The organism is Alloprevotella sp. Lung230 (genome assembly GCF_014385435.1).
In the GTDB taxonomy this organism is placed as follows: Bacteria; Bacteroidota; Bacteroidia; order Bacteroidales; family Bacteroidaceae; genus Alloprevotella.
The window spans coordinates 18,743-32,133 of sequence record NZ_JACSUD010000012.1 but is presented as its reverse complement, the minus strand read 5'-3'; the positions used below and the strand labels follow the sequence as shown (position 1 = coordinate 32,133).

Genomic DNA, 13,391 nt, shown 5'->3' with positions numbered 1-13,391 from the left:
CTTTTTAATAGAGTTTGTCGTTGATGTCGAAGTCAAGGTGGGCTTCTGCCAGTTTGGGGTGTCGCAAGTCTTTTTCGCTCAAAATGGCTTCTTCAAAAGTCATGCGCCAATCGATGCCGAGCGTTTCGTCGAGGATGGAGATGCCGCCATCGGCTTCCGGCGCATAAAAATTGTCGCATTTGTATTCAAACACGGCCTCATTGCTCAGCACGGCAAATCCGTGGGCAAATCCGCGGGGAATGAAGAGCTGACGGTGGTTGAGGGCGGTGAGTTCCACGGCCACGTGTTGGCCAAAGGTGGGACTGCCCTTGCGGATGTCCACCGCCACATCGAGCACCGCACCTTGCGTGCAGCGCACCAGTTTGCTTTGTGTGTAGGGCATACGCTGGTAGTGCAGGCCGCGCAGCACACCGCGTGTGGAGCGCGATTCGTTGTCCTGAACGAAGCGGATGGGGCGTATCTTCTCGTCAAATTCTCTTTGCGAGAACGATTCAAAAAAGTAGCCGCGTTGGTCGTTGAAAATGCGGGGTTCGAGGATGACCACACCCTCCAAAGCTGTTTTGATGACTTCCATGTATTGCTATTCTTGAGGCAGTCGGCCGAAGCGCTTCATGTCGTCGACCATCTGCAAGAGGTATTGTCCGTATTGGTTTTTAATCATAGGTTGTGCCAATTGACGCATTTTCTCATCGTCAATCCAGCCTTGGCGGTAGGCTATGCCTTCGAGACAGGCCACTTTCAGACCTTGTCGCTTTTCGAGCACCTCGATGTAGGTCGATGCCTCCGAGAGCGAATCGTGCGTACCGGTGTCGAGCCATGCAAATCCGCGTCCGAGGGTTTGCACTTTCAGTTCGTCGTCTTGCAGGAAGCGCTGGTTGACGGTCGTAATCTCGAGTTCGCCGCGCGCTGATGGCTGGATGTTGTGTGCCACATCCACCACCTTGTTGGGGTAGAAGTAAAGTCCCACTACGGCATAGTTCGATTTGGGTTGCGCAGGTTTCTCCTCGATGGAAAGGCAGTTGCCTTCTGCGTCAAACTCCGCCACGCCATAGCGTTCGGGATCGCTCACCCAGTAGCCAAACACGGTGGCTTTCTGTTCGGTTTCGGCCGTGCGCACCGCTTCTTTGAGCATCGCACTAAATCCGGCGCCGTGGAAAATGTTGTCGCCCAGCACCAAGCAGGCAGCGTCGTTGCCCAAAAACTCCTTGCCGATGATGAAAGCCTGCGCTAATCCGTCGGGCGAAGGTTGTTCTGCATATTCGAAGCGCACCCCGTAGTCCGACCCATCGCCCAGTAAGCGCCGGAAGCCCGGTAGGTCGTGGGGGGTGGAGATGATGAGTATCTCACGAATGCCGGCTAACATCAGCACCGAGATGGGATAATAAATCATCGGTTTGTCGAAAATGGGGAGCATCTGTTTGCTCACTCCTTTGGTGATGGGGTAGAGGCGCGTGCCGCTACCACCGGCGAGGACTATTCCTTTCATAGCGTGTATTCGATAGTATGTTGTCGATTTTTCAGAACGTATAGCCCACACTGAGGTAGGGCATGGCGTTGAGGGTTGTATAGTTGTTTTCACTCAGCACCAACAGTGGGTTAATGCCGGCACGCAGGGTGAAGCCGCTGCGAGTGTGCAGACGATAGCCGACGGTGGTGTGGAGAAAAGCAAGGAAGTAGGACTCCGCAGGAAAATCGCACTTGTAATAGTAATTACATACCCGATCGTTGTCCTCCCAACCCACACCGAGAGTCAGGCCGGCGCCCAATTCGAGGTTGTGTTTGCCGTTACCCAGCAGGCGATAAGCACTCACGGGAAAGAGGACCGCGCGGTCGGTCACCGCACCATCGACTGTCAGAAAACCGTAGCCCAAACCGGCACGAAATCCCCAAGGGCTGTTCTTGGCAAAGCGGCGATCGTAACTCAAGCCGAAGCCCGACGTACCTCCGAAATCAGCATAGATACTTTGTTTTTGTGCCGAAGCGGTGCCCACAAAAAGCAGGGCAATCAGCAATAAAAATGCTCTCATAAGTAGAAGTTTATTTGATGATGAAGGGAATGGATGTTTCTAACCTGCTATTTTCCTTTTCTAAATCCTATTTCTCTCATAGGATGGCTCTTATTTTATGGATTTTACTGCAAAAATAGCGGTTTTCAAGTAAATGGACAAAACTAAATAGGATGAAGTGTAAAATACCTCCATCTTTATTGGGTGGGTAAAGAGGTTTTGTGTGTCTTTGTACCATGGGAGTGTAATGATAACTATTGAAAACAGGGGCCAGTATATTCGGATTTCTGGCTCATCTTTTTTATGTGCCAAGTCCGAAACTATAAAACAAGGATGAAGACATTGGCTTTTGAAATAAAAGTTATGACAAAATAAAAAAACTCCGCTATCTATTTGGTAGATAGCGGAGTTTTTGTACCTTTGCAATGCGAGGTCGTGGATAACCTTCAGAGACCCTCCCTCGTTCCAACCAAGCTATTTTTTTAGCTTGGTTTTTTATGTACATCATTCTATCTTTATGGATGCAATATATAAGTTTGAACTGTCTATATTGCCCATCATTTAGTTTCTTCAAGCCTAAGAAGCGACTATATGCTTGCTCAAATGCTTGTGTCCGAGACCATCTTTCATTAAAACAAGGATTAAGACTTGTACCTTTGCAGCATAATTCCTCGAAAGAAGAGAGCAAAGCACGGCCTATCAATAGCGAGCACCGCCCACTTTCGAGGAATTCTTTTTTATACTAAATGCACCGAACAGCAATCATCTCAAAATAAATTTGTACTTTTGCAACAGACAACACGGCGGTAATAATCGTTCATGCAAAACCCGTGATGAGAAAGGGGCATGTTTAGTCTGCAGAGCAGCGTTTAGGTTGGAACTCATCAACACAAGGAAGTCTTCAAAAGGCTTCCTTGCTGCTTTTACAAGCCGACTTCTCTTTGACTTCATCTTCAGTGTATGTGCGATTTAGATAGGAGATAGTTTCACCGCCCTCAGAAGTAGAAAAAATTAAGTCTGAGGTAGGTAAATCGAGAAAGGAGGGAAATGCAGAAAAACACGCTCTCGTCATTTTTGTCTTTTATGGTGCGCCATCCTCGGAATTTCTCTCGCGCGCGTACGCGCACATTACTGCAAATTTGTGTTTTTATCCTTCACTTCCTTCACCGAGGAATACAAGTCGCTGACTTTCAATGCAATAAAGATGAATGGCTTTTGAAGCTCTTTTTGCAGGAAAAAGAGGGGGAGAAATAGTGGGTGAAGGATGGCGAAAACAAAATCCTTCACCCGAAAAGCGTTGATAGCCTGCGGGTTAAAAGGGGTGGTGAAGGATTGAAGGATAATGACACGCACCATAGGAAGGATATACGCGCGCGAGGAGGAAAATGTTAAATTCGTGTTAAAGTCGGAGGTGAGTGGTAAGTTTTGACTTCGAGATGTCTATATATAGATAGCCCTCCTTGGCTACCGCCGTGCGAAAAGCACAAGGCAGCCTTTCGTAAAAATCCGTGTTTATTTTTAACCCTTGAGAAGACTTGTGGGGAAAAATAGTTTTTTTCTTCACATTTTATTGCCCCATTCGCTGCATTGTCGTAAATTTGTAGGCAAAAGGCGGGAAGCCTGTTGTTTGCGTTCCTGCCACCAACTTCTCACTCATTTTCATCGCCTTATGACCTGCCGATCTCTTATCAGCCGACTGGTGCTGATGTTGCTCTTGTCGGGCATCGTGCTGACCGCCGGCGCACAAGCCAACTACCAGCGCGACTATCGCGAACGCGTGATGACACAAAAACTGCCGCTGCCGCTCGATGCGCGCAGTTTGGACAAACGGCACGATGTGGCCGCAGCGCTCGAGTTTCTCTATGCCTATATGGTACTGCCCGACTTGACGGACCACTCGCGCGCCTTCTATGCCCGCGAGGTGAGCACCACCCTGCGCGCCCGCCGAGAGATGCCGTGGGGACGCAACGTGCCCGAACGCGAATGGCGCCACTTCGTGCTGCCCCTGCGCGTCAACAACGAGCGCCTCGACTCCTTCCGAAGTGCTCGCTACGAAGAACTGAAAGCGCGTGTGGCCGGGCTGACGATGGCGGAGGCGGTGCTGGCGGTGAATCACTGGTGTCACGAATACGTGACCTACAAACCCTCCGATGCCCGCACCTCATCGCCACTGGCTTCGATGCGCACAGCCACGGGACGCTGCGGCGAAGAATCCACCTTCACAGTGGCCGCCCTGCGTGCGGTGGGCATCCCGGCCCGGCAGGTCTACACGCCCCGCTGGGCGCACACCGACGACAATCATGCGTGGGTGGAAGCATGGGTCGACGGAAAGTGGCATTTCCTGGGAGCGTGCGAACCGGAACCAGTGCTCGATTTGGGTTGGTTTAATGCCCCCGCGAGCCGCGGTATGCTCATGCACACGAAAGCCTTCGGACGCTATGCCGGACCGGAAGACAGGATGAAGTCTACGGCCTGCTACACCGAAATCAACGTGACCGACAATTACGCCGAAACGGCGCGAACGGTGGCGCAAGTGGTCGATGAGGCGGGGCATCCCGTGGCAGATGCCGACCTGCGCTTCACGCTCTACAACTATGCCGAGTTCTACAGCGTCTACCGCGGACGAACGGATGCTCAAGGCCGCGCCTCCATCACTGCGGGGCTGGGCGACCTCGTGGCGTGGGCGGCCAAAGATGGGCGCTATGGTTTTCAGAAGTTTAGTGTGGGGCGTGATAGTGTGGTGACCGTCGTGCTTCGCCATCGGCAGGGCGACCGCGTGCAGGCCGACCTCAACATCGTTCCTCCCAAGGGACGCAACAATCTGCCCTATGTTTCGCCCGAAGCCGCCGCGCAAAACGAAAAGCGCAAAGCACATGAAGACAGTATCCGCCACGCCTATGTGGCCGCTTTTCCGGACTCGGTGGCAACGGCCGATTTCTGCCGAAAGGAAGGTTACGACTATGCCGTCGTCCGCCCATTGGTTGAGAAGAGCCGCGGCAATTCGGCTGCCCTCTTCCGCCTCCTGCGCGATTTCAAACATTGTGATGTGGTGGCGGTGCTCAAAAGTTTGAGCGAAAAGGATTTGGCCGATTTTGATTACGACATCTTGGCCGACCATCTCCGCGCAGGACGGGTGCCGAAGCAAGTAGATGCTTTTGCGGCGGCCTACATCTACTCCCCGCGCATCGCCTACGAACCGCTGTCGCCTTGGCGCAGTGTGTTGCAACGCAGTTTTTCTCAAAAACAGCAAGAAGCCTTCCGCCGAAATCCTCTTGAATTGGCACGCTGGATTGCTGCGAACGTGAAAGTCGACAACACGTGGAACCCGCTCTACCAAAGCCACAATCCGGAAAATGCGCTCCGCCTGCGCACGACCGATTCTTACTCACGTCAGCGCTTGTTTGTGGCCGCTGCCCGTTCGCTGGGCATTGCTGCCGGCATCGATCCCGTCACGGAAAAAATGCGTTATGCACTTTCGCCCGATGCGTGGGTGGAAGTGGATTTCGACCAATTGAAGCAGACGCCGCCGGCCGCCGGAGAAGCAACGGCACCGACACAGCTGCGACTCACTTATACGCCGCGAGAGTATTTGCTCGATCCGGCCTACTATACGCACTTCTCCCTCTCGGCCTTGCAGAATGGTGCGCCCGTTTTGCAAAATTATGACGGGACGTGGAAGGAACTTTTTGAAACGCCGCGCACCATCGCCGCCGGCGACTATCTGCTGGTGAGTGGGACGCGTATGGCCGATGGTTCGGTGTTGGCACACCTCGAAATCTTTCCGGTGGAGAAAGGGCGCACCACCGAAATACCCCTCACGATGCGGCAAGACAGCACGCAGGTGCAGGTGATTGGCAATTTCAACGCCGAAAACCTCTACCTCGATCCCATTTCAGGACAAACAAAATCGCTTCTCTCCACCACGGGGCGCGGCTACTACGTAGTGGGACTGGTGCGTCCCAACCACGAACCCACCAACCACATCCTGCACGACCTCTCGGCCCTCAAAGGCGATCTCGAAGCCTGGGGACGCCCCCTCCTGCTGCTCTTCCAGAGTGAGGAGGACTGGATGCGTTTCCAGAAAAACCGCGCGGAGTACGTCCACCTCCCCGCAACGCTCCACTTCGGCATCGACCACCAAAAGCAGGTGGCCGACGACCTGCGCCTCTCGGGCTTGATGAACTGCGACGACCTGCCGCTGGTGGTCATTGCCGACACGTTCAACCGCGTCGTGTTTCGCTCGCAAGGCTACACCATCGGGCTTGGCGAACAAATCAAAACCATCGTTGGAAAAATCAACTCACCTCAATGAAGTCAATCCTCTTTCTCCTCCTCTCTTTCCTCTTGTCGCTGAGCGTAGCGGCACAAAATCCCTTTGAAGGCCCGAAACGCGAGATGCGCGGCGCCTGGATACAGTGTGTCAATGGGCAGTTTATGGGCTTGTCGCGCGAACAGATGCAGGCCAACCTGACCCAACAGCTCGATGTGCTGCATGCCGTGGGGGTCAACACCATCATGTTTCAGGTGCGGGCCGAAGCCGATGCGCTCTACGAGAGTCCTTACGAACCTTGGAGTCGCTTTCTCACCGGGCGGCAGGGTCAGCACCCCGGTTGGGATCCTCTGGCGTGGATGGTGGAAGAGGGCCATCGTCGCGGCATGGAGGTGCACGCTTGGATCAACCCCTTTCGCGCCAAGACAAAGACGACCCGTGAATTGGCCTCAACCCATCCCTATTTTCAGAACCCCGACCGCTTTTTCAAGTACGACGGACTGATGCTCTTCGATCCCGGTCTGCTGGAAAATCAAAACTACATCTGCCGTGTGGCGGCCGACATCGTGCGCCGCTATGATGTGGACGGACTGCACATCGACGACTACTTCTACCCCTATCCGGCTGCCGGACTGCCCATCCCCGATGAGGGCACTTTCCGCACCCACAACAACGGCATCAACGACATCGGCACGTGGCGTCGCTACAATGTGAACAACTTCATCAAGATGCTCTACAACACCATCCACAGCACCAAGCCGTGGGTGAAGTTTGGCGTGTCGCCCTTCGGCATCTACCACAACGCCAAGCCCGGCGACACCGTCCCCGGCAGCGAAACGCGCGGATTGCAGAACTACGACGACCTCTATGCCGATGTGCTCTATTGGGTCAACGAAGGCTGGGTGGACTATGTGGTGCCGCAACTCTATTGGGAAATCGGACATAAGAGCGCCGACTACGAAACGCTCGTGCGCTGGTGGTCGCGCCACTGCTCCAACCGTCCGCTCATCATCGGGCAGGACGTGGAACGCACGGTCAATGCACGTGATATCAATAATCCGACGGTCAATCAGATGGCGGCGAAATTTGAACTTCAACGCAATCTTCCCAACATTTCCGGCTCGTGTTTGTGGTACTCGGCGGCCGTGGTGCGCAACGTGGGCAATTATGCCTATGAACTGCAAAACAACTATCACCTCACGCCCGCTCTTCAACCTTTGATGCCGTTTATCGACGACAAAGCACCCAAGAAACCGCGTAAGGTGAAAGCGCTCTGGATGCCCGATGGATATTATTTGTTCTGGACAGCGCCCAAAGCTCGTTCCGAAATGGATGCTGCGCGACAATATGTGATTTATAGTTTTGAACGCGGAGAGAAGATCGACTTGTCTTCTTCAACACACATTATGGCCGTCACCAGCGATATGATGTACAAACTGCCTTACAACATGGGTCAGGAAAAATATACCTATGTTGTCACTGCCTTGGATCGATTACAGAACGAATCGAAAGGCGTGAAAGTAAAAGTCAAACTTTAATTTCGTAACCGATTTCATAAGTCGGTGGGCAATGTCTACTCTTGATGTTGCACACCGACTTTCTTACTTATCCGAATATGAAAGTATTGAAATTTGGGGGCACGTCGGTGGGTACTCCCGAAAGCCTATTGTGCGTAAAGCGCATTGTTGAAACTGTCGAAACACCCATCATCGTGGTGGTTTCGGCCTTGGGAGGAGTGACCGACCAACTCATCTGCCTTTCGCAAGAAGCCCAAACCGGTGACGTCGCCTATGTCGCCCAACTCGCGGCGCTCCACCAACGTCACAAGGAAATGGTGCAGGCACTCATTACCTCCGACCGGCAGACGGAACTCCTCGGCCGCGTGCAGGCACATTTCGATGAACTGGGCAGCATTCTGCACGGGGTGAGTCTGATCCAAGACCTCACGCGCAAAACTGCCGATGCCATTGTGGCGTATGGTGAACGCATTTCTTCGCTCATCGTGGCCGCCCTCATCGACGGTGCACGTCATCTCGATTCGCGCGACCTCATCACCACTGTGCAGCAGGAAGGCAAAAACGTGGTCGATTTTGAAACCACCAACGCCCATATTCGCAACGCTTTCGCCACGCTGCCGGCCGTTACGGTGATGGGCGGTTTCATTTCCCGCGATGGAGAAACGCAGCGCACCACCAATTTGGGACGGGGCGGCTCCGACTATACCGCTGCCATCTTGGCTGCTGCCTTGGAGGCCGAAGTGTTGGAGATTTGGACGGACGTGGACGGCTTTATGACGGCCGACCCTCGTGTGATTCCGACCGCCTTTACCATCGACGAACTCTCCTATGCCGAAGCAACGGAGTTGTGCAATTTTGGGGCAAAAGTCGTTTATCCGCCCACCATCTACCCCGTTTGCGCCAAAGAAATTCCGATTCTGATTCGCAACACGTTCAATCCTGCGGGAAAGCAGTCTATCATCAAAAAGGAGGCCGCCAAGAGCGACCGCCTGATTCGAGGCATCTCCTCTGTCAACGACACCGCGCTGGTCACGGTGAGCGGTATGGCGATGGTGGGTGTGGTCGGGGTGAACCACCGCATCTTTTCCGCCTTGGCCAAAGAGGGTGTAAGCGTGTTTATGGTGGCACAAACGGCTTCCGAAACTTCCACCTCCCTTTGCGTTACTCCCAATGATGTGGAGCGGGCTGCGCAACTGCTCGACGAGGAGTTTGCACAAGAAATTGCGGCCGGCGCGATGAACCCTGCCGAATGGCGTGTGGGTTTGGCCACTGTGGCCGTGGTGGGCGAAAATCTGCGCCAACACACCGGCACCGTAGGCAAATTGTTCTCCGTACTGGGGCGCAACGGCATTGGCGTTTGCGCTGTGGCGTTGGGCGCTTTGGAAACCAGCGTCTCGTTTGTCGTGGCGCGCGACCAACTCAAAAAAGCCCTCAACGTCCTTCACGACTCCTTCTTCTTGGCCGACTACGAAGAACTCAATCTCTTCCTCTGCGGCACCGGTACGGTGGGCGGACAGCTCTTGGAACAACTGGCCGCGCAGGCCGACCATCTCCGCGAGCAACACGGTTTGAAAATCAACTTGGTCGGACTTACGGGGCAGCGGCACGCCCTCTACGATGCCGAGGGCATCGACCTCGCCAACTGCCGTCGCCAACTGGCCGAAAGCACAACGCCCGGCGGAGTGGAGCGTATGATGGAGGAAATCAGCCGAATGAACATCTTCAACTCCGTCTTTGTCGACTGCACAGCTTCGGCCGAGGTTTCGACCCACTACGAACGCCTGCTGGCGCAAAACGTCAATATCGTGACCGCCAACAAACTCGCGGCATCCGGAGAGTACGACACTTATCGGCGCTTGAAAGTCATGGCGCGCGATCGAGGTGTGAAATTTCATTTTGAAACCAATGTAGGCGCCGGACTCCCCATCATCAACACCATCAACGACCTCACCGCTTCGGGCGACCGCGTGCTGAGCATCGAAGCTGTCCTTTCGGGGACGCTCAACTACGTCTTCAGCACCCTTTCCGCCGACGTACCGCTTTCGCAGGCCGTACACCTCGCACAAGAGAACGGATACAGTGAGCCCGACCCCCGTATTGACCTTTGCGGTATGGACGTGGTGCGTAAACTCACCATCTTAGCCCGCGAAAGCGGTTATCGGGTCAATACGACCGACATTGAGCAACAACTCTTCCTCCCCGCCGCCATGTTTGAAGGTACGCTCAACGACTTTTGGGCACAACTCCCCAACTTCGATGCCGAGTTTGAGGCACAACGCGCTCGTCTGGCCGCCAAGGGCAAATGTTGGCGTTTCGTGGCCGAATGGCGCAACGGAAAGGGGCGTGTCGGCCTGAAAGAGATTGTCCAAGGGCATCCGCTCTATCACCTCGAAGGCTCAAACAACATCGTTTGCCTCACCACCGAGCGCTACGATGCGCCGATGCTCATCCAGGGCTATGGCGCCGGAGCAGAAGTGACGGCTGCCGGAGTCTTTGCCGACATTATGCGCGTGGCCAACATCTGAGCTTTCCCAATACAGGCACAAAAAAATCAGCCGAAAACGAAGTGTTGACTTCGTTTTCGGCTGATGGCGTTGTGATGGGTTGCTATTCGGAAGCCACCACAGCCCCTCATTCAAAATAGAAGGTGAGGATCACCATGTTGGCGGAAGCACGCTCCAAACTCTGTGTGTAGACGCGCTGTGCGGCATTGGTCAAATCGGGGCGGTCGTGGCGCAACACATCGCCCACACCAAAACAGAATTTGAGTTCGGGAATGAGTTTGAAAAACGGCATATAGAAGTCGCACCCCAGTCCCACTTGCAGATAAGTCTGGAAAGGGCTGGTGCGGATATAGCCGCCTTTGGTAGAGGTCATGTCGCACATTTCCGTGGCTCCCATCAGCACGTAAGGTCGATAGTTGTTGAAGCGCGGGCCGGCCACTTTCAGTTCCACAGGCAGCGCGATGTAGCTCGACTTGATGTTTTGCGTCACCTCGCGTCCCGTCAGCAGGTTGTGAAAGGTCACGTGTTTCGACCCGAAGTGCAGGCCCGGTGTGAGACGCAAGGAGAGGTGGCGCGAAAGGCGCCAATCACCCAAAATCCCGACCGAAAATCCGAAGTTCTGATGGTCGTTTTCCGCCATCCACTGCCCGCCCGTGTCGGGGTCTACCCATCCGTTTCCGGTGAGTTTCAGTCCTTGATCGTGCAGCCCAATGTAGAAGCCGTAGTGCCAAGGGCGCTCGTCGATGAAAGGTTTGTTCTGCAGTTGACGTTGCTGTGCCGATGAGGGCAGAAGCATCATCAACCATCCGATGCAGAGGGTCAACCAGCCGTTGCGCATGGTGTCGAGTTTAAGCGTTAATGTTGAGAGGGGGATGCCGACAGCGAAATGCCGACATCAGAAATGCCGGGCACGACCTCTTTGAGCATCAGGTGGCGCACCACAATGCGGCCTTCTGCCCCACGAGGGAGAGAGAGTGGTGGAAGCGGGCAGGCATATTGCGAAAGCGAAACTCCTCCGGCCATCAAATCGCCGGCAGGGGTCATAAATCGGCAAACCACCGTGTCGGTACGTTCCAGCAGAAGACGATTTTTGCGAACACGCGGCACACGCGACCGCTGTTGGGGCAGCGACACCAAGTAGGTACGCTCGCTGGGGTTGCGTTGCTGTGGTGGTGGCGGTTCGGGCAGCACCCACCGCTGTCGCACTTCGAGGGTGAGGCTCTGGTAGGGGTAGTTGCCGGCCACGGCCTTCCGCACAAGCAACTGTGGGGCGTAGAGGGCACTCTCCGGCAAGGAGTCGATGCGGAAGTCGAGGCTTTCCGTCTTGTCCCATCCGGACAGGTCGACGGGCATAAAGCAAAGATAGGCTTCATCGCGCACACAGGCCGTCAGCGCACACAGCAAGACACCCATCACGCTCCCGAACAAAATCCTACGGCTGCACATGGTCGTTCTGTTGAGCACCGCGTCCGACGGAATTTGTGCCTCCCTTCTGTTCGCTGCGAGGTTCGTTTTGTCTTCGTCGCGCCGAAGCAGCTGCGGCCTCATGCTGCGGAGCGCGTCCCGCCTCGGCACGAGCGTTTTGTTCTTTGCGAGGGGAAGAGCGGCGGGCGTTCGACTTCTTTTTCCGCTTTTGCGTTTTGTCAAATCGGGTGAGGTCGTCTTGTTCGGCCAAGTCAATGGGTTTCTTCGGAGCGGGTTTGGCCTCAGTGTCCAACTCTTCGGGATGTTGCCCCTCGCGGTTCATTCGAATGACTTCCCAAGCTCGTTCTGCCGACAGCGTCACGAGGTTGGCGGCCATACGCTTGTCGGTCGAATAGGTGATGCGTCCACTCAAGATGTCGGTTTTGAAGTGGTAATAAGTGCCTTCGGCCGTTTCGAGTGCAATGTTGCGTTCGGGCAGCACCTTATGCGCTTCGTTGTAGATGTCCAGTTCGAAGTTAAGACAGCATTTGAGTTTGCCGCACTGCCCGGCCAACTTCTGTGGATTGGGCGAGATATCCTGCGTTCGAGCCGCACCGGTCGACACGGTTTGGAAATTTTTCACCCAAGTGGAGCAGCACAACTCTCGGCCACACGGACCGATGCCGCCGATGCGTCCAGCCTCTTGTCGCGCTCCGATTTGACGCATTTCGATGCGCACATGAAAGGTGTCGGCCAAGACCTTGATGAGACGGCGGAAATCAACGCGTGCATCGGCAATGTAGTAGAAGATGGCTTTGTTGCAATCGCCCTGATATTCGACATCGCCGATTTTCATGTTCAGTTGCAAATCTTTGGCAATCTGTCGACTCTGAATCATCGTGCCGTTTTCGCGGCCGCGTGCCTCTTCCCACTTGTCGATGTCGGCCGGACGCGCTTTACGGTAGATACGCTTGACGTCGGCCGTACCTTTGATTTGCGCCTTTTTCATTTGGAGCGGCACGAGCGACCCGGTGAGGGTGACGGTGCCGATGTCGTGGCCAGGCGATGCCTCCACGGCCACAATGTCGCCTTTGACGAGGTCGAGATGGTTGTCGTTGCGGTAGTAACCCTTACGCGTGTTCTTAAATTGCACTTCGACAAGGTCGGATATTTCGTTGTTGCCCGGCACATCGCTCAGATAGTCCGACAGGTTGAGTTGCTGCTTGGCGCAACCACAACCGCAGGCCGAAAAACCGCGCAATGTGGGGTCGGTGATGAAGGTTTCTGACATGGTGGTGTCTTATGGTTGAAAGGACGCTGCGGTCGGGCTTGCTCAGCACAACTGCCCGCCCCCGGGAGATGATATTTTGAGAGAAAAAGTAGAAAAACAGCGGGCGTTGGTCCGAGGATATGGGCGGTAGATCAGCGTTTGACACGCCAATTCCTTCCCCATCTCATCCAGAGGCAAAGCCACCGAAAAGTACGGATACACGCAATTTACTCTGCAAATATAGTGATTTCTACCGACTGTTCCAAATTTTCGCCGAGGGGATACATCGCTCGCTTCCCACACCCGCAATCCGCAACTGCAAATTTCCGCAAATAAGGGATATTCTTGCCCCGACAAGGCAAAAAGAAAGTTATTTTGAGCAACTTCCCCTACCAGAGACTTGGAAGTTCGACAAACAAA

The 13,391-nt window shown here is 54.4% G+C and carries 10 protein-coding genes; 3 read left to right on the top strand and 7 right to left on the bottom strand.

Going from position 1 to position 13,391, the window contains the following annotated elements; all coding sequences use genetic code 11:
* Positions 1-4: 4 nt before the first annotated feature.
* From rfbC to H8527_RS07245, 4 genes are all read right to left on the bottom strand, one after another.
* A complete protein-coding gene (rfbC, locus tag H8527_RS07260) occupies positions 5-574 on the bottom strand; it encodes a dTDP-4-dehydrorhamnose 3,5-epimerase (protein WP_187546924.1) in 570 nt (189 codons plus the stop codon).
* 6 nt (positions 575-580) lie between these two features.
* Positions 581-1,486 (bottom strand): glucose-1-phosphate thymidylyltransferase RfbA, encoded by a 906-nt coding sequence (gene rfbA / locus H8527_RS07255; protein WP_187546922.1) that lies wholly within the window; start codon positions 1,484-1,486, stop codon positions 581-583.
* 31 nt (positions 1,487-1,517) lie between these two features.
* The gene (locus H8527_RS07250; protein ID WP_187546921.1) at positions 1,518-2,027 is read right to left on the bottom strand and encodes a hypothetical protein; all 510 of its coding nucleotides are present in this window, start codon (positions 2,025-2,027) and stop codon (positions 1,518-1,520) included.
* Between the two features lie 1,107 nt (positions 2,028-3,134).
* On the bottom strand, positions 3,135-3,362 hold the full coding sequence (locus tag H8527_RS07245; RefSeq protein ID WP_187546919.1) for a hypothetical protein: 228 nt from the start codon (positions 3,360-3,362) through the stop codon (positions 3,135-3,137).
* A gap of 313 nt (positions 3,363-3,675) precedes the next feature.
* On the opposite strand from H8527_RS07245, the gene H8527_RS07240 reads away from it, so the two are divergent.
* The 3 genes from H8527_RS07240 (at position 3,676) to thrA (ending at position 10,318) form a co-directional block, all read left to right on the top strand.
* Positions 3,676-6,318, top strand: coding sequence for a transglutaminase family protein (locus H8527_RS07240; RefSeq protein WP_255498548.1), 2,643 nt, complete (start codon positions 3,676-3,678; stop codon positions 6,316-6,318).
* Positions 6,315-7,814, top strand: a complete 1,500-nt coding sequence (locus H8527_RS07235) for a glycoside hydrolase family 10 protein (RefSeq protein WP_187546913.1) — start codon at positions 6,315-6,317, stop codon at positions 7,812-7,814. Before H8527_RS07240 ends, H8527_RS07235 begins: the two co-directional genes overlap by 4 nt.
* A 77-nt stretch (positions 7,815-7,891) precedes the next feature.
* Positions 7,892-10,318 carry a bifunctional aspartate kinase/homoserine dehydrogenase I gene (gene thrA / locus H8527_RS07230; RefSeq protein ID WP_187546911.1) on the top strand — a complete coding sequence of 809 codons (2,427 nt, stop codon included), beginning with the start codon at positions 7,892-7,894 and terminating at the stop codon, positions 10,316-10,318.
* Between the two features lie 106 nt (positions 10,319-10,424).
* Here thrA and H8527_RS07225 read toward each other — a convergent pair whose 3' ends face one another.
* The 3 genes from H8527_RS07225 to H8527_RS07215 are packed head-to-tail and all read right to left on the bottom strand — an operon-like array spanning position 10,425 to position 12,992.
* Positions 10,425-11,135: a porin family protein gene (locus H8527_RS07225; RefSeq protein ID WP_255498547.1), complete on the bottom strand. Its 711-nt coding sequence runs from the start codon at positions 11,133-11,135 to the stop codon at positions 10,425-10,427.
* 17 nt (positions 11,136-11,152) lie between these two features.
* Positions 11,153-11,743 (bottom strand): hypothetical protein, encoded by a 591-nt coding sequence (locus H8527_RS07220; protein ID WP_187546910.1) that lies wholly within the window; start codon positions 11,741-11,743, stop codon positions 11,153-11,155.
* Complete coding sequence (locus H8527_RS07215) at positions 11,730-12,992, bottom strand: regulatory iron-sulfur-containing complex subunit RicT (protein ID WP_187546908.1); 1,263 nt, start codon at positions 12,990-12,992, stop codon at positions 11,730-11,732. Before H8527_RS07215 ends, H8527_RS07220 begins: the two co-directional genes overlap by 14 nt.
* Between the last annotated feature and the right edge of the window lie 399 nt (positions 12,993-13,391).